Source organism: Streptomyces sp. R-74717 (genome assembly GCF_047305335.1).
Classification (GTDB): Bacteria; Actinomycetota; Actinomycetes; order Streptomycetales; family Streptomycetaceae; genus Streptomyces; species Streptomyces atratus.
This window is the reverse complement of record NZ_CP102361.1, coordinates 1-17,057: the sequence shown is the minus strand read 5'-3', so window position 1 is coordinate 17,057 and position 17,057 is coordinate 1. Positions and strand designations below refer to the sequence as shown.

The following is a 17,057-nucleotide window of genomic DNA, read 5'->3' as shown; positions in this document are numbered from 1 at the left end:
CCGCCGCCGGCTTCAGTTCCAGCGCATACCGAGCTGGTCGAGGGCCTCGATGCGCTGTGGGTGCAGTCTCGCTCGGCGGGAGCGCTGGTTGGAGATCCATATCCCGAGCTTGATCTCGGTACCGTCGGTGATCTCCACATGCTGGCGGGGGACGTTCAGGTGTCCTTCGCGCTGGGCGTAGGCGGCCGCGGCGGCGAGGTTCCGCGCGAACTTGTGGTCTTGAGTGAGTCGCGGCGCGCTCTGGATGCCGCCACCGCTGGGCGTCACGCCGAGCTCGGCCAGTAGCCGCCGCTGTTCCTCGTGGAGGGTGTCCCATTGGCTGAGCTGGTGGGCCAGCCAGGCGCCGACGTCTTCCCCGGCGATCATGTGACCCGGCTCGATTTCCGCCGTCTTCACCGGTCCTCCCGCGGCGAGGTACCGCTTGAGGAGGGTGTAGCGGCGCTGCCACACCAGCGGCCACACGGGGCACCAGCACGGGTCCACGTCGGCCAGCGCCGCCTTGCGCGTGTTGGACAACGCGCCCTGGCTGCCGACGGCAAGGCGTGCCTCCCGGCGCCGGTTGGCCAGCCACGTCCCGACTGGATAGCCGTCCATGACGGCGTCGTGCCCGGCCGCGAGGTGGCCGTGGACGGCGTGGTAGGCGCGAGCCATCGACAGCCCAGCGCTGAACACGTGGTCGGGGTGGCTCCACACCATGCCCAGGCGTTCCAGCGCGTCGATGCGCACGGCGGGCAGGCGGCCGGTCTTGTTGGCTTTGCGCTGCTCGGCAATCCACCGCCCCAGCGGAAATGCCCCGTCCATACAGTGGTAAGGGACGTTCAGGTGGCCGTGGGCCGCGTGGAAGCGGCGGGCGGCTGTCCAGCCGCGCAGCCATCCGCGGCGCTCGATGTTGATCACCCGCAGCCTGACGAACTCCGCGATGTCGGCGGGATGGCGGGCGGTGGCGAACAACAGCGGCACCTTGGCCAGTGGGGCCGCGCCCGTGTCGCCCCCGCCGGGCCAGGCGGCGAGCCGGTCGATCACGTCAGTGTCGTGGGCAGCGAGCGCGGCCAGGACCTTGACCAGCGGCAGATACGAGCCAGATGCCAGCCAGTCCTCGCTGCGCTCGTCGGGGGACAGAAAGACCGGCACCACCAGGGAGGCGACCTTGTCACCGCGTGGGCCCTGCCGCAGCGCGCGTCCGACCGTCTGGACGGTGTCGACGATCGACTCCCTGGGGTCGGCGAAGACCACCGCGTCCACCTCGGGGATGTCCACCCCCTCGGCCAGCACCCGGGCACTGGAGAGCACACAGCGCTCCACCACCACCCCGTCTGCGCCCCAGCCGCGGGCAAACTGGGCCAACGCCTCGCGCCGGTGGGCCATGCCATGGCCGCCGTGCAGCCAGCCGGACCACACCCGCCGCGGATAGACCACCGGATCCGCAGTCCACAGCCGACGGGAGATGCCCGGCGAAGCCTGGGCGAGAGCACGGGCGTCCGCTACACGGTGATGGAACGTCATCACACGGTCGAGTTGGTGGGTGGCCGCGGCCTTGAATACGGCCGTGGTCAACGCTTCCAGCTGTGCGGCGGCCACTTCCGCCTCCGAGCGCTCCTTGCCTGGGATCCCGCCCGACAGGGCCTGGTCGCGGATCTCCAGCACGATGATCTGGTAGCGGGCCAGCAGCCCGCGGGCGATGGCCTCGGCCAGCGACAGTCGGTAGACCACTGGGCCGAAGACCTGCTCGTCATCCATCGAGGCCACAAGCGTCGGCTCGCTCTCTGCCTCGTCGTTTCCGTCACCCGCGGCCGCCCAGGGATCGGCGACCCGCGGCGTCGCGGTCAGATACAGCCGACGGCCCGCCGGTAGCACTGCATCGTCATGGACCGCGGCCCACGGCTTGCCCCACGGGCCCGATGTGCGGTGCGCCTCGTCCACCACCACCAGGTCCCACCGCCGAAGCCCCGCTTTGTGAGCCTCGGCGAGCACCGGCAGCGACGCGTACGTGGCGAACACCGTTACTCGCGCCGCCCCACCAGCCCACTCCAGCAACCGCCGGGCATCGGTAGTGCAGCGCACCCCGGCCGCGGCCAGCTCCGCATCCGTGTGCAGCGAGCAGACCGCCACCATCGCCCCGGCCCGACCCGCCTCCCGCCAGGCGGCAAACGTCTGCACCAGCAGATCCAGCGTCGGCACCAGGACGAGCACCCGGCCCGTGCGTGCCACCCGCAACGCGGTGTGCGCCCCCATGAAGGTCTTGCCCGTCCCGCACGCCGAAACGATCGTGGCCCGCAACCCCGCGCCGGCTGACGGGACGCTTCCCAGGGCGTGCACCGCCGCGTCGACCGCCTCCCTCTGATGCGCTCGCAGCCCCGCCATTCCATCCTCCGTGTCGGCTTCCGCGCTGGTTCGGGGCAGGTCGGATGTTGCTGGCACCGGTGGGGGAGTCAGGTGGTGTTGAATTCCGCTACCGCCGCCGTGGCTCGTTGGTCTGCTTCTGTTTGCAGGGTCTCCCAGTCGGCGGTTGCCTGTTGTGTTCCTGTGGCGAGGACTGCGGCGCGTACGGCGGTGCGGACATCGCCGGGACCCACCCGCAGCCCGGCGCCCCGGAGGCCCTGGATCTCCGAAAGCGCCTCCGCGGCGGCCTGGTCAAGGTCGAGGGCTGGCCCGGGAGGCATGTCCGCGGCGTCCCGGCACACCACGATGACGTCGATGCGGTTGGGCTCCGCCGCTGCGGTCTTGGAGAGACTGGTCGCCACTTCGGCGATCACGGCGCGGGTGGTGGTGACGGTGAAGCCCGCGTCCGACAGCGACCGCATCAGAGCGCACCAGCCCGTGGTCTGCGACTGGTGGAAGCTGAACAGGAGGCAGCCGCCGGGTTTGAGGACGCGCCGGCACTCACGCCAGACGAGGGCTGCGGTGGCTTGGAATCCATCAGGGGCGGCGTTCTGTACTTCCTGGACGGCACGGGTGCTGGGCACGTCCGGGTAGCCCTGGTAGGGGCGCATGGCGCTGAGCCACGCGTGGAAGAAGTCAGCCAGTTCCGAGTAGTGGACGTTGTCGACGTAGGGGGGGTCGGTGACGATGAGGTCCACGCTGTTGTCGGGCAGATCTGTCTGCGAGGCATCGCCGGTGGTGGTGTAGGCCGTTGCGGGATCCTCTACGAACTGCTGCCACGTCGTGCTCAGGGGGCGGGCGATGGGCAGCGAGGACTGGTCGACGGAGAGGATCCGGTCGGCCTCGGCCCTGAAGTCCAGCGGACTGTTCTTGTACTGGGCCGCTTTGTGCAGCCGGGTGAGCACCCCGGAGAACCCGGCCGATCCCCCCTGGGCGCCCCAGGGGTCTCCTTCGACGCTGCACCGCTCCGGTCGCAGTACGTGGTTGTGGAAGATCGAGCGGACCGGGCCGGTGCCTTCCCCCTTGAAGGAGCAGAACAGGTTGTGGTGTTCGACGGTTCTGCCGAACGATGCGATGAGCGCCTCGCGTTCCGCGGACGCCCCGGGGAGATCGCGCAGCGCCGCGCCGATCAACCCGAGGCTGTATCGCTGGCGCTCGTTGAAGAACTGCTCCCAGGAGTTGTACCCCCAGCGCAGCGCCTGGACCGTGCTGACGCCTTCCTCCAGCGTGCCGAGCGGGCGTACGAGCTCATCGGGAGATGTGTTGGCGAGGGACTTCGCCGCTTTGTCGTAGAGGTAGAGGTCGAAGTCGTCGATTGCCCGGTACTCACGCTTGCCGTCGGCGCGCAGCACCAGTTTCGCGTACATGCGTCGTTCCGGGACGGCGCCGTTCAGCGCGGCAATGACAGGGGTGCGGTGTCCGAGACGGCATGTCATGAACCGTCCGCGGGCGGCCCCATGGAACGAGAAGGTCAGGCCGCAGGCTGGGCAGTGCCCCCTCTCGTCCTTGCTCAGGTCGGTGACGCAGATGCCCCGGCAGCCCGGGCATACGGCCTGTGCGCGGGGGAATCTGCGCGGGTACGCATGGCGGGCGAAGACCCGGGTGGTGAAGAGCTCCACGTCCTCGCCGCACTCTGGGCAGTGCGCGAGGGCCACCCAGAAGTAGTGCAGGACCGGTTCCTCGGAGACGGTGCGGTGCAGTTCCTGGACGGGGCGGGCGCACTTCCTGACGACCTGACCGAAGAGGTCCGCGAGCACCTCGAGGTCCCATGGCTGCAGCGCCTGCCGCTGGGTGAGCGTCGCGACGGGGTTGATGTCGCGGCCGACGGCGGCGGCCCCGAGTTTGGCCGCCTCGACAAGGGTGGTGCCCGATCCGGCGAAGGGGTCGTAGACGACGAGCCCCCGCAGCCTGTCCGAGGCGTCCGCGATGGAGTCGTCCGGCCCGGACACGGCAGCCAACAGTAAGTGGCGTGCGACGCTGCCCAGGCGCCTCGCCCACCACTTGTGAACGTAGGTCGCGGGCCGGTGCAACTCCTTGCGCCATGACTCGTGCTCGGCGATCCGGCTCCACTCCACTGGCGCTGGCCCGGCCTCGAGAAGCGAGACCAAAGGGAGGCCCGCTCCTGACTTTTCGTTCATGTGTACGCCCCCGGTGGTCCGAACCCGGATCCACCACCCTCGGGTTGGGCTGGAGCAGGTGACGGCCTGTCAATGTGCGTTACTGTAACGGCAGGTAGCGGGGGGATACCAGGTGGGTGATGGCGCGCGTGACATATTTGGACTGCCTCGTCCCTCCTGACCCAGGTCCCGCTGACTTCTTCGAGCGCGTGCAGGCCCTTCGCATGACCGACCGCGGCCGTACCGTTGATCTCGGCCCGCTGGATCGTGCCACCCTGACCCTGTTGTTGCGCGCGTTGTCGAGTGATCAACGCAGCGTCTACCTGGCTCTCCCGCGCGGGCGGCACGACCTGGCCGTGCTGATCGGGATCTACCTCCAGCTCATACGGCGCGGGGCAGAGCTGACCGGCGGATCACCCTGCCCGGTCCCTGTCGGGCCGGTGGTCGTTGTCGGACTGCGCACCAACGTCACCGTACGGCTGGCACAGCTCGCGATCGGTCGGCAGAACCTCTCGCGAGCCCTGCGCATGCAGAGAATTCGTGGTGACGGCCGGGTCGTCGACCTCCAGGGAAAGATCACGAGGGCCATCGACTCACCCTCGGGACTGTTCTACCTCAACACCGCACTCGGCAGGCCCTCGCTGGGCACTAGCGTCGGCACCGTCGTCATTGACCGCACCAGCATGGCCAACGACCATTCCTGGGAGCGCGCGCTGGCCTGGGCAAGCGAGCACGACGCCGCCCGTGTCGTAGCCGTGGCCGACCTTGGCACCCAGCCGGGCGGTAGCCGGGCCTGGACGCAATGGCCGTGGAGTCCCGCGCTGCGCGCCGACGTGCGGCACACCCTCGGGCACCGCCCCGCATGCGGCCCGCTGACTAGTAACGCCCTCCTCGCCCACCGCCCGGCAGTCGCGCCGAGCGTGGCCGTATACCGCCACAAGCAGCTCGCCGAGCTTCTCCGGAAGGTTGTGGTGGGTGTGGTCGCAGCACGGCGTGTGCGCGCGTCGGAGTCCTGGCCACAGCCGGTCGCCGACGCCGTGCGTCTGCTCAACCTGCTGTGGTGCAGCTGGGGTTCGATCGGAAGGCAAGACACCTGGCAGGTACTGATGGGGCGCGGCAGTGGCGCACGGGCGCTGGCCCGGTCGGTGTCCCGAGGGACATTGGAGGGGCGGGGTGGGCCGTGGGGGCTGTTCCGCGAGACTCAATGGCCCGACCTTCGGCGTGGCGTGCTGGACCTGTATGAACTCCTGTACGACGACAACCCGCGCTGGGACCTGCTGCTTGCGCTGATCGATTGGGCACGGGCCAGCCGGACAGGCGCCCCCATTCTTGTCCGTACCCGCTCCCGCTCCGCCGCCGCCGCTGTCGCCGGGGAGCTGGCCGACGCACTCGGCGGTGATGCCGACTCCCTGCTGCTCGCCCCGCAGCCCGGGGCCGCCGCCGGCAGGGGAGCCGGTGCTTTGCACGTGATGCCCTATACGGAACGCCTGGCCTGGGACGCCTCGCCAAGGCTCGAGCTTCACCTCGGTGCCCCCTCGCCTTTACGCACCGGCGTGTTGTTCTCCGGTGCTGCCGATGAACACGTCGCCGTTGTAGAGCAGAGTGAGTACACCTGGCTGGAGCGTTCGGCCGACCGCGCGTTGAGCGGCTGGCACGAGCAGATACGCCAGACGGCCGCAGTGCTGAGGCTGGGCGAGGTACCGGAGCCGACGACCCCCTCGCTGCCCGTTGCGTACGGCCCTGTCGACCTCTCCGGACCGTCCTCCGCACCAGAGGATTCACCCCAGCACGACAGCTGGCTCGCCCTCGATCTCTCAGCGCTTTTTGAGGACTACGACGTTCCGGCCCGAGCCATCGGCACCCCGGAGGACCCCGGCCGCAGCGCCACGACAGCAGCGGACGACCCGGTGCCGGCCACGGCCGTGCTCACCGAACCCGAAGGGGCGGTGCTCTGGCTGCGCAGCGACGAGCCGGTCGACGTCCTCATAGGCCAGCGCTACGCCAGGGTGCCCGTGGCCGCGCTCACCCCCGGCAGTCGGCTGCTGCGCGCACGCGGCGACGGTCAGTCCAGACTCCACGACCGGCTCGTCATGGTGATGCATGACAGCGCCGAGGTGACCGCCATGGACACGATGATCGGCTTCTTCCGCCAGGCCATCACCGCCGTGTACGAGCAGCGAGGGTCGTGGCCGGACGTGCTCACAGCCCTGAACAACCTCGGGAGCGAGGTCTCATCATGGCAGGCGGTGAGCAAATGGGCCGATGGCAGCGTCATCGCCCCGGAGGATCCGCAAGACATCCACCGGGTTGCCCTGCTGGCCCGGGATACCCGCCTGACCGCAGGAGGCACGTGGCAGCGCCTGGCCCGCATGGCGGAGGAACTGCGCCGTCTGCATCGGACGTTGGGCCACACCGCGGCGGCGGCAATGACCGAGGCCGCACGCGGCATGGAAGGCCCCGCGCTGCGCCAGCTGAAGACACTGTGCTCCGGGATCGACGTCTCGGAGATCCTCGAGGAATTCGACCTGGTCGTCGTCCGCCGCGTCGGCGGCCAGAAGAGCATGGCGGCGGCCGCCCTGGGCCGCGTACCAGGCCCCCGCGGCACAAGCAGCTCACCACAGGAGGCGCCGTGAACGATGCCCGCAACAACCCGTTAGCGCCGCACCCCGACAGCGCTGCCGACAACCAGCGGGAGACGGTGCTGATCGAACACCTGACGCAGGTCCTCGCCGACAGGCTCGCCGACCGCAGCGGTGCCCCGCACACACCCCCGTGGACACCACGCGACCACGTCGTCGTCGGAGTGCTGCCCGCCGTCGCGGCCACGCCGCGGCACCTGCCGGCACCAGACGAGGCGACGGCCGACCCGAGCCGTCGGCCCGTCGAGTCCCTGCGCGGCACACAGGCGCCGCCGGTCCTGGCGCTCGACTTCCGGGTGAGCACCGCCCCCGGCCGCAGGACCGCGCAACTCGCCGTCCACTGCCGATTCGCCCTGTACCTGGAGGACATCGCCAGCTACGCCGAACACATGGAGTACCTGCGCGGCGACGAAGGCCCCTCCGGTGCACAGGCCCGGCCGGGAGAGTTGCTGGGCGTCTGGCGCCGCCAGGACGTTCACGCGCCCGACCTGGTGATCGAAGTGCCGCTCGGGGAAGGCGAACGCGATCCGCACGCGCTCGGCGAGGCTCAGCAGGTGCTGGACCGGGCGGTCCGCCGCGCGGTGGATGCGCACTTCACCCGCCCCGAGGCCCGTCGCCCGCTCACCGCTGGTCCGCAGAGCCGCCAGGGACGGCGCAGGCGCAACGTGCTCCCTGCGGAGGCCATGGCCAACGAGGAGGCATTCCACAGCCATGTCGCGGCACTGATGGACCGCGACGCAGCCCCTTGCGCACCCCAACTGGTGCTGTCCGCGCACGCCCAAGCCTTGGACGGCGGCGATCACCTCGTACGCGTGTCCCTGCACAACGAAAGCGACACGGCACAGAGCGACTGGCAGGACCTCTCCGTGTACGACTGCCGCTTCGCGGTCCTTCCCGGAGACGGCATCAGCATCGTGCCCCAGCGCTTCCACCTCGCCCCCCGCGACTACCGGCTGGAGGCGCTGGCGGAGGTGATCGGTCGCGGTACCGGCTGCGCAGCAGTTCCCCACGGCAGCGGTCTGCGGACCGAGACCCTGCCCGTCCATGTCCAACGCACCGTCGTGCCCCGCCAAGCCGGGGTGCGGCACCCGCGGTGGAGTGAGCTCGCCGACGAGCCGGCCCCGATCCTGGACTCCGTCGAGGTCGCGATGGCCCGCTACTCCCGTGAGTTCGCCGCCGCCTGCCGTGCCGCCCAGCAGCTGCCGCACCACAAGGCCATCGAAGCCGACCGCGCCCAGTTCGACGACGAGGCCAGGAGGTTCGGCCTCGGCCGCGAGTGCCTGGACCTGGACCCGGACCTCAAACTCGCCTTCCAGCTCGCCAACGAGGTCTTCGCCCGCGTCAACAAAAACCGTAAATACGACAGTTGGCGGCTCTTCCAGCTGGTCTACATCGTCTCGCACCTGCCGGCCCTCGCCGTGCGCGAGCACCCGCAGCGGGCGGACCTGCGCGCTGAACTCGACCACACCGACGTGCTGTGGTTCCCCGCCGGCGGAGGGAAGACCGAGGCATACCTGGGGCTGATCCTCACGGCCCTGTTCTACGACCGGCTGCGAGGCAAGCACGCAGGGGTCACCGCCTGGCTGCGCTTCCCGCTGCGCATGCTCAGCGTGCAGCAACTCGACCGCACCCTGCGCATGCTGATCGCGGCCGAGACGCTCCGCGCCGAACGCCAGATCGGATCCCCCCACGACGACCCGTTCGCGCTCGGCTACCTGGCCGGCGGGACGGGCAGCCCCAACGACCTCCACTGGGAGCGGGGCTGGTGGCGCGGCTGGGAGACCGAGGCCGCTGCCACCCGGGCGGGGACCTTCGCCGAAGACCATCTGCGCGACCGGCTCGTGATCACCTGCCCCTACTGCGAGCGCGACAGCGTACGGCTGCGCCTGGACACCGACGCGGTCCGCCTGCATCACGAGTGCGCCGCCTGCCAGCGGATCCTGCCCCTGCACGTGAGCGACGTCGAGGTCTACCGCACACTGCCCGCGATCGTCATCTCCACCGTCGACAAGCTCACGGGACACAGCTGGTTCCCCGAATTCACCGCTTTCCAGCACGGGCCGAGGCACCGCTGCGCCGAGCATGGCTACTTCTCCTTCCCGCGTTTCGGAGTCTGCTCGGCCGGGCCGGACCATTGCACTGCGCCGAAGGGCGGCTACCCGGCGGCCCGGCCGATCAAGGACCCAGTACCGGCACTGACGGTGCAGGACGAGATGCACCTCCTCAAGGAGGAGCTCGGCGCGTTCAACGCGCACTACGAAGGCATGATCGCCGAACTCCAGTCAGGAGCAGGCAGTGGCCTGCCCAGCAAGGTACTGGGCGCCTCCGCCACCATCGAGCAGTATCAGGACCAGCTCCGCCAGCTCTACGGCCGCCGTCCCCGTGCCTTCCCCGCGCCGGGATGGACACTCGGCGAAAGCTTTTACACCACGACCCGGCCCGACTTCCGGCGCGTTCACATTGGAGTGCTTCCGCACAAGCGCCGAAAAGCCGACGTCGCCGCGATCGTGCAGGGCGAGCTCCTCACCGAGATCGCCCGGCTCCAGGAGGAGCCCAAGGCCCTGCGCGAGCGCCTAGCCCTGCAGGGTCTGCCCGACTCGGACCTCCCCCGGCTCCTCTTCCCCTACGAGGTCTCCCTGGCCTATGTGAACAGCAAGCAGCACGGCACCCAGCTCGACGAGGAGCTCGGCCAACTTTCCGACGACCTGCAGCACGCCGGACTCGACCGCGTCGAGCACGCGGTGCTCACCGGCGAAGTCCCTGTCCCCGAGCTCGCCGCGGCCATCGCCCGGGTCCAACGCGAGCACCTGGACATCCCGCGAGGAGAGCGACTGCGCGCCCTGGTCGGCACCAGCGTGCTCAGCCACGGGGTGGACCTCGAGCGCCTCAACCTCCTGGTCCTGGCCGGCATGCCGCCGACCGCCGCCGACTACATCCAGGTCACCGCCCGGGCCGGGCGAACCCACGCAGGCCTAGTCGTCACCGTCTACGACCCCGTTTCGCGCCGCGAACGCTCCATGTTCTCCAACTTCCTGAGCTACCACCGCCTACTCGACCGCATGGTCACCCCCGTGCCCGTCAACAAATACGCCTACTTCGCAGCCCGACGCACCCTGCCCGGCATCGTGCTGGCGCTGCTCCACGACGCCGCCCGTGACCCCGCGCTGAAGCCACCACCGGAAGGAGCCGACTACTCCAAAGACTTCAAGCGCTGGTGGAGCGCCCAACGACCACTCCTCGACCCCTGGCTGGAACGACGCATCCCAGCTTGCTACCGCGAGCGCGTGGCGGGCGTCAATGGGCGCGGACTGGAGAACGACCTCGTTGAGCGCATTATCGAAACCTGGCGGCAGGAGGAACGGCCCAACCTCAACAAGGGGGCAGAGGAAAAGCGCACCGCATACCTCTTCCTCCAACAGCCGCTCACCAGCTTCCGCGACATCGACAAAAGCACATCGTTCCAGTCGCTGACCAGCAGCCAGGACGCCTTCAAAGCACTCGCCACCAACACCGCCGACACCAATAAGGGAGGCAAGGATGAACCGCAGCCGTAGCCAGGCCATGACCGCCTTCCTGCCCGGCGCCGCCTTCCGCCACGAACAGCGACTACGCGGCAGGGTCCAGGCAGTCGACGGAGACGTGGTCAAGAAGCTCAACGAAGACGTCATCTACGACGAGATCTCCCGCTACCTGGAGCGCTGGAGCGAAGACGCCAGAGCCGCCCTGCCCCTGCCGCAGGGCCGACTCCGGCAGAACTTCGTCCTGGTCAGCCCCGACCTCGTTCGCTTCGAGGTATTCCCCCTCGTCCTCGAATGCGTCCGCCGCTCCTGCCGCCGCGTGCGCACGTACGTGAAGCCCCAGCAACTGGCGGCCGACCCCCGGTGCCGCACCTGCGGCGCACAGCTGCGGCAACTTCCGTACTTCAACGCGCACAACTGCGGACGCGTCCGTCCCATGTACGTGCCCAAGTGCCGTGTTCCCGCGCACGGCTACGACCACATAGTGTTCGAGAACACAGGAAGCTTCGTCACCGCCCTCTGGCGCTGCGTCGGCCCAGGCTGCGGCGGCGCGAAGCTCCAGGGCACCTCGCAGTCCCCCTGCGGCTGCGAATGGAAGGACGCAGCCGGCCGCGCCATGATGCGGGCAAGGACGTTCAACGACACCCGCGCCTACCAGGTCCACGCCCTCCAACTCGTCAACATCGACAACTCCGAGTTCCGGCAGTACCAGCGCCACCCCCAGCGCGGCCGGATCGCGGCCGCCCACTACCTGAACCTGATCGACTCCCTGGCCCAAGGCCTCGGCGACGCCTCCCAGAACGTCACAGTAACGCGCCTGTCCCCGCAGGAATGGCAGCAGAAAGAACAGCAACTGCGCCAGATCCACATGGGGGAGGAGGCGATCGAGCAGCTCCGAAGAGTGATGGGCCCCGAGGAGAGTGGCCTGGCTGCTCTGCCCAGTACGGACGCCGCCAACGCGCGGTGGGAACTGCTCGGTGCAGACCGCCCCTTCGTGGAACGCGCAGCCGTTTTCGACCCCGCCCAGATTCAGCGCATCACCCTCGACGACCAGTGTGCACGCTTCGCCGAGCTCCAGGACCGGCTGGCCCAGCAGACCACCGAACGCGCCCGCGAGCAGGCCCGCACCCTGGGGATCGCAGAGATCGCAGTCACCTGGGAGTTCCCTGTAGCCCGAGTCGCCTTCGGCTACACCAGAGAAGAGCACGAGCCCGAGCGGGGAGTCCTGACCGGCTTCCACAACAAGTACCACCACGACGGAAAGTATCCGGCCTACGTCGCAGCATCGGACACCGAAGCCCTCCTGGTCACCTTCTCTGCACGTTCCGTCCTGTCGTTCCTGAATGCCAAAGGACTCTCAGTCGGTGCGGCCGAAGACGAATCGGCGGCCCGCCAGCGGCTACTGGAACTGTTCACGGACCAGGACGACCCGGAAGCCGCCCGCGCGGCAGCAACCGTACACACGATCATCCACACCCTCGGCCACCTCCTGCTTCGGTCCCTGGACGACGGCCAAGTAGGACTGGCCGAAAACACGCTCGCCGAATGGGTCGTCACGAAGGCGCTCACCGTCGCCATCTACGCCGACAACGTCCGTGAATTCACCCTCGGATCACTGTGGACCCTTCTCAGCAACCGCGTGCTCAGCTGGCTGGAAAGTACCGCAGACTCGGTGCTCAGCTGCGAGAACGACCCGCTGTGCCATCAGTCCTCACCACGCTGCTGCGAACGCTGCGTCTACCTCACCTTCGGCTGCCAGCTGTTCAACGACGACCTCGACCGGGGCCTCGCCGCAGAGTTCCTCCGCCACACCGCCGCCTCGAGCCACACATGACCGACGAACTGCGACCGCTGGTCCCGCTCGCCCAGCTACTAGAGCGCCTCGCGGGCAGCTACGCGGCAGCCGCCGAATGGACACGGCAGATCGCCAGAGCAGACACCCTCGACGCCCTCCGCGAGCACGGGGTCGCAGACGATCACGCTACCGCCGTACGCCAGCTCGCCGCCGAGTGCGGCCTACTGGACCCAGGCCGGCACACAGAGCTCGTCCCTGCCCGCCTCTCCCAACTCCAGGTGCTCCTGGACGTCCTGGACGGCCTTGACCCACCGCCCGCAGCACCACCATCCGAGCGCCCCCTGGTGTTCACCACCCCGCGAGCCGCCGCCCACCTGGTAGCACCCCCCGTCCGACGCCTGGACCTGCTAGTCCAGGACGTCATCGCCGGAGCCAACAGCGAACTCCACATCGGCGGCCCCTTCTGGAACCGTCACGGCTGCGACCTACTGCGCGAGGTTCTGCTGCCCGCCGTCGCCGAGCGCCAGGTCGCCGTCCACTTCTACGCCCACGACCCAAGCAGCCGGGCCCAACCCCTCAACGATCTCGTCAAAGACTGCGCTGACTACGGAAGAACGTCCTTGTACTGGTGGACCGGCGCCAACCCCGGCATGATGCACGCCAAGTTCGTGGTCGCCGACCGTGCCACCGGCTACTTCGGCAGCGCGAACCTGTCCTCCCTCGGTCTTCAAGAGCACTTCGAGATCGGCATGGAACTGGGAAGCACACAAGCATCGTCACTGGTGGACTTGTGCACCCGGCTGCGCCAGGAAGGCTTCTTCGCCCAGGTCACCAAGGGGCCGGGACGTGCACCGGACCCGCTCGTCCTCTTGGAGACCGCCGACGGGAAACGGCGCTTCGGCCAGTTGCGATCCTGGCACACCACCAGGGACGGCCGCCGTGAAGCGGACGTCCTGTGCCGCCTCTCGGACGACGCTCCGCGGCCAGCCAGAGTCCGCGTCGATGAGAGCCGCATCCGGCTCTTTCCCGGCGTCGACTACGCAAACGTGCCGACAGCAGGCGGTGCCCGGGCAGACGACGGCGAAACCGAAGGCACCGGGTAGTTGGCCACACGAGGCCCTACGCTCCCTCCATGCCCGTGCGCGAGGGCAGGGTCGGTCCCCGGAGTACGGCCGGGCCGCACGGCCTGATGCTGGCGGCTCCGCCCCTGGCATCAGGCCGGTTCAGTCATCGTCCGGTGCGCTGCCGATCCAGGTGATAGGCATCTCCGGCATGGTGCCTCAGGGCGGCGCCCGGTCCTCGTGCCCCGCGTCCAGCACGCAGATCCGCCCCCACCGCCCGTGCTTCCCCGCGCACACCCCGGCGAGCAGGCCCACATCGCCCGTACGAACCGCGTACGCGCACTGATGATCTGCGGGGTTTTGGCGGTGGTGGTTCGGCATCGTGATGTCAGTGCGTCAGGTATGGGGTTTCTTCTGTTCAGCCTGTTGTGGTTGGTGATTCGAGTGGTGACACGAATGCCGATCTGGGGCTGATGCTTTTGGCGATGATGCAGGTCAGTTGGTTGCCGGTCGGTATGACGTGTCCGGCTTCACCGCCCCGTCACTGCGCCCAGGCCAGCCCGAGTTCGGCGAGCTGCGCGAGTTGGTGGTCGGTGAGGCGGTCTCGTCGGCTTTTCTGGTTGCTGAGGAAGACGCCCAGCTTCACGGTCGTGCCGTCGGGGAGTTCTTCGACGTGGCCCCTTCCGACCACGTGTTTCCCTTCCCGCGCGATGTACTGCCGAAGGGCTGTGATGCCGCGCGTGAAGGCGTCGGAGCTCTTTGCTGCCCGAGTTTCCGTACCGCTCCGCGCTGGGGCCTTCTGGGGCCGTGCAGCCGGTTTCACGTCGAGTTCGTTCAGGCGGTGTTGCTGTTCGGGGTTGAGGCGTGTCCAGTCGCGGGCTTGTCGGGTGGTCCAGCGTCCGATGTCGTCGCCCCGGTAGGTGACGCCGGGCGTGATTTCTTCCAGCTTTCCGCCGGCCGTGAGGAGGGCGGTGAGTCCGGCCCAGTGGCGTTGCCAGTCGACGGTCCATCCCAACTGGCCGGGGTTCCAGTCCGGGTCGATCGCTGCCAGCTGCTCGGCACGCCGCTGCGCGCGTTCGGGGTCCTTCCCCAGTCCGCCGGGCCGTCGGAGGTTGGTGAGCCATTGCCCGACGGGTTTGTCGAGGGCGGTGGCGTGGCGGGGCGCGGCCAGCGTGCCTGCTTCGGCGTAGTAGGCGCGGGCGGCGGCGAGGTTCTCGGCGAACTGTGCGTCGGCGGTGTCCCAGATCATGCCGAGCTCTTCCAGCTCATCCGCCCGGGTGCTGGACATGGTCCCGGCCCGGTAGGCCCTTCTTTGGTCGGACAGCCACCTGCCCAACGGGTAGGCGCTCTCAGCGTGTTCGTAGGGCACGTCCAGCGAGCCCTCCCGCTCGAAGTACCGCCGGGCGGCGTCGTAGCCGCGGGCCCAGTCCTGACGCTCGGTGTCGAGGACCTGGAACTTGACCCACTTCGCGACCATCACCGGGTCCCTGGGGGCCGCGAACCGTAGCAGCAGCCGTGTCTCCTCCTGGCCGTCTTCCGGCTCCGAACCGATACTCTGCGACGGATCAATGACCTGCTTCTGGGGCTCCTGCGGAGTAGCAAGCATTTCCACCGCACGCTCATCATGCGCCCGAAGCCCCTCAAGAACTTTCACCAAGGGCCGGTAAGAGGAGGAAGTGAACATGTCTTCCGGCTGTTCATCCCGTGCCAAAAACACGGGCACGATCAGCGTCGCAATCTTGCCCTGACCGGGTTTCTGACGCAGCGCCCGGCCAATGGCCTGCACGATGTCCACTGCCGAACCCTTGGGGTCCAACAGTGCCACGGAATCCACCGCCCTGATATCAACTCCCTCGCCCAGCACACGACAGTTCGAGAGGACCGCACGCCCCGCCCTGCGCTCGAAGTCCCCCAGCACCTGACGCCTGTGGTCCGCCTCATGCTCCCCGCACAGCCAGTCCGCCCACACACGTTCCGGGTACCGCTCCGGATCCGACGCGTGCAGCCGCTGCGCGACCCTGGGCAGCCCCTTCGCGAACGCGGACGCCTCTATCGTCCGGTGATGAAACGTGATCGTGGTCTGCAGCTGATGCACCGCCATCGTCTCCAGCAACGCAGCCTGCAACGCCCCCATCCGCTCACCCCGCAGCCGCTCCTCACGTTTCTCTTCGCCGGCCAGGCGGGCGGGGGTGACGACGGGGTCGGTCAGCTCGACCACCACGATCTGATACCTGGCGAGCAACCCGCGCGACACCGCGGACGCCAGCGACAGCTCGTACACGACAGGCCCGTAGATTTTGGGATCGTCCATGGAACAGGCCAGTTCCTGCGGCAGCGGGTCCCGCGCGTTTTCGAAGCCGGCCTGGCGTTCCGCCCACCGGGGCCGGGGCGGTCGCTCCTTCCAGATCCTGGGGGTGGCGGTCATGTAGAGCCGGCGCATCGCGGGGATGACGTCCTGGTCGTGGATGGCCGCCCACGCCTTCCCTATCGCCCCGCTGGTTCGGTGCGCTTCGTCCACGACCACGAGGTCGAAGACGTCCATGGGAAGTCCGTACGCGCCCTCATGGGCCTCTGCGAGCACTGGCAGGGAGGCGTAGGTGGCGTAGACCGTCACGGGTCCTCGGCCGTGCCACAGTGCCAGCTGCGGCGGACTGGTCGTGGACCGCACATCGAGATTCCACAAGTGCGGGTCGTCATCCAGTGAACACACCGCCACAGCCGGGCCCGTATGCCCGGCCAAGCGCCACTCTCGCACCGTCTGGGTCAGCAGATCCAAAGTCGGCAGCAGCACGAGAACCCGCCCGTTGCGCGCGAGCCGCAACGCGGAATGCGCGGCAATGAACGTCTTTCCCGTACCGCACGCCGCCACCACCGTGGCCCGCAGCCCATTACGCGGAATTCGCTTTCCTGGCGGAATATCAAGACCACGCACCACGGCATCCACCGCTTCAATCTGATGAGGATGCAGAGGGATTTTCTTCGTACTCGGCATATCCGTACTCCAGAATTCACGAGAGCGGCCAGTCATACCTGACAGAGGGGATAGCAGTTCCCTCGGGATGCTACACACTGCATCCTGTGATGCATCATCGTGGTGATGCGCGGACTCACTCTAGCGCAACAAGGTCTGTCGAGAGGCTTTTTCGGGTAGATTCGTCTGTATACTGATCGTTTTTCAGGAAGTGATGGGCTGTTACGGGCAGGATCGGGCCAAATGGTGTCTGGTTTCGTTCTGTCAGGTGAGGCCGGCCTCTCGTCCGAGGGTGATGTGGTGTCACCAGGCTGGGGGTGTGCTGCTCTTCGGGATGCTACACAGGCCAGCAGTGATGCACCCCATCCTGTAGCCAGCCGTTCCGGCGCAGCCGGAACCAAGGGCGTGGGAGCGAAGCGGACACGCTTGCCTTTCGAATTGGAGTGCAGCGGAAATTCGGAATTCCCGCGCAGCGGGAATTGACGGCCCGCAACGCGGGCCGTTTCACTGGCTGTTGAAGCGAAGCGGAAACAGCCCGATCCGCAACGCGGATCGTTTCGCTTTCACATCGCGCAGC

The 17,057-nt window shown here is 68.4% G+C and carries 8 protein-coding genes; 4 read left to right on the top strand and 4 right to left on the bottom strand.

The window, feature by feature from the left end:
* Window positions 1-12 precede the first annotated feature (12 nt).
* Together NRF20_RS00150 and NRF20_RS00145 are read right to left on the bottom strand one after the other, a co-directional pair.
* A complete protein-coding gene (locus NRF20_RS00150; protein ID WP_413751735.1) occupies window positions 13-2,361 on the bottom strand; it encodes a Helicase associated domain protein in 2,349 nt (782 codons plus the stop codon).
* A 68-nt stretch (window positions 2,362-2,429) separates the two neighbouring features.
* Window positions 2,430-4,328 (bottom strand): DNA methyltransferase, encoded by a 1,899-nt coding sequence (locus NRF20_RS00145; RefSeq protein WP_413751734.1) that lies wholly within the window; start codon window positions 4,326-4,328, stop codon window positions 2,430-2,432.
* Window positions 4,329-4,720: 392 nt separating this feature from the next.
* Between NRF20_RS00145 and NRF20_RS00140 the strand changes: the two genes are divergently transcribed.
* The 4 genes from NRF20_RS00140 to NRF20_RS00125 are packed head-to-tail and all read left to right on the top strand — an operon-like array spanning window position 4,721 to window position 13,551.
* Complete coding sequence (locus NRF20_RS00140; RefSeq protein WP_413751733.1) at window positions 4,721-7,129, top strand: hypothetical protein; 2,409 nt, start codon at window positions 4,721-4,723, stop codon at window positions 7,127-7,129.
* Window positions 7,126-10,689 carry a helicase-related protein gene (locus tag NRF20_RS00135; RefSeq protein WP_413751732.1) on the top strand — a complete coding sequence of 1,188 codons (3,564 nt, stop codon included), beginning with the start codon at window positions 7,126-7,128 and terminating at the stop codon, window positions 10,687-10,689. The genes NRF20_RS00140 and NRF20_RS00135 overlap by 4 nt, the downstream gene beginning before the upstream one ends.
* Window positions 10,673-12,487 carry a hypothetical protein gene (locus tag NRF20_RS00130; protein ID WP_413751731.1) on the top strand — a complete coding sequence of 605 codons (1,815 nt, stop codon included), beginning with the start codon at window positions 10,673-10,675 and terminating at the stop codon, window positions 12,485-12,487. Before NRF20_RS00135 ends, NRF20_RS00130 begins: the two co-directional genes overlap by 17 nt.
* Window positions 12,484-13,551, top strand: a complete 1,068-nt coding sequence (locus NRF20_RS00125) for a phospholipase D-like domain-containing protein (RefSeq protein ID WP_413751730.1) — start codon at window positions 12,484-12,486, stop codon at window positions 13,549-13,551. The genes NRF20_RS00130 and NRF20_RS00125 overlap by 4 nt, the downstream gene beginning before the upstream one ends.
* Window positions 13,552-13,728: 177 nt before the next feature.
* On the opposite strand, the gene NRF20_RS00120 is transcribed toward NRF20_RS00125, so the two are convergent.
* Window positions 13,729-13,890, bottom strand: a complete 162-nt coding sequence (locus tag NRF20_RS00120; RefSeq protein ID WP_413751729.1) for a hypothetical protein — start codon at window positions 13,888-13,890, stop codon at window positions 13,729-13,731.
* A 160-nt stretch (window positions 13,891-14,050) separates the two neighbouring features.
* Entirely contained in the window at window positions 14,051-16,501 is a 2,451-nt protein-coding gene (locus NRF20_RS00115) for a Helicase associated domain protein (protein ID WP_398634335.1), read from the bottom strand.
* Between the last annotated feature and the right edge of the window lie 556 nt (window positions 16,502-17,057).

Bases quoted from the DNA above. Each gene is read 5' to 3' on its own strand.
- NRF20_RS00125 (WP_413751730.1), top strand. From the start codon at position 12,484: ATGACCGACGAACTGCGACCGCTGGTCCCGCTCGCCCAGCTACTAGAG.
- NRF20_RS00150 (WP_413751735.1), bottom strand. From the start codon at position 2,361: ATGGCGGGGCTGCGAGCGCATCAGAGGGAGGCGGTCGACGCGGCGGTG.
- NRF20_RS00140 (WP_413751733.1), top strand. From the start codon at position 4,721: ATGACCGACCGCGGCCGTACCGTTGATCTCGGCCCGCTGGATCGTGCC.
- NRF20_RS00130 (WP_413751731.1), top strand. From the start codon at position 10,673: ATGAACCGCAGCCGTAGCCAGGCCATGACCGCCTTCCTGCCCGGCGCC.
- NRF20_RS00120 (WP_413751729.1), bottom strand. From the start codon at position 13,890: ATGCCGAACCACCACCGCCAAAACCCCGCAGATCATCAGTGCGCGTAC.
- NRF20_RS00115 (WP_398634335.1), bottom strand. From the start codon at position 16,501: ATGCCGAGTACGAAGAAAATCCCTCTGCATCCTCATCAGATTGAAGCG.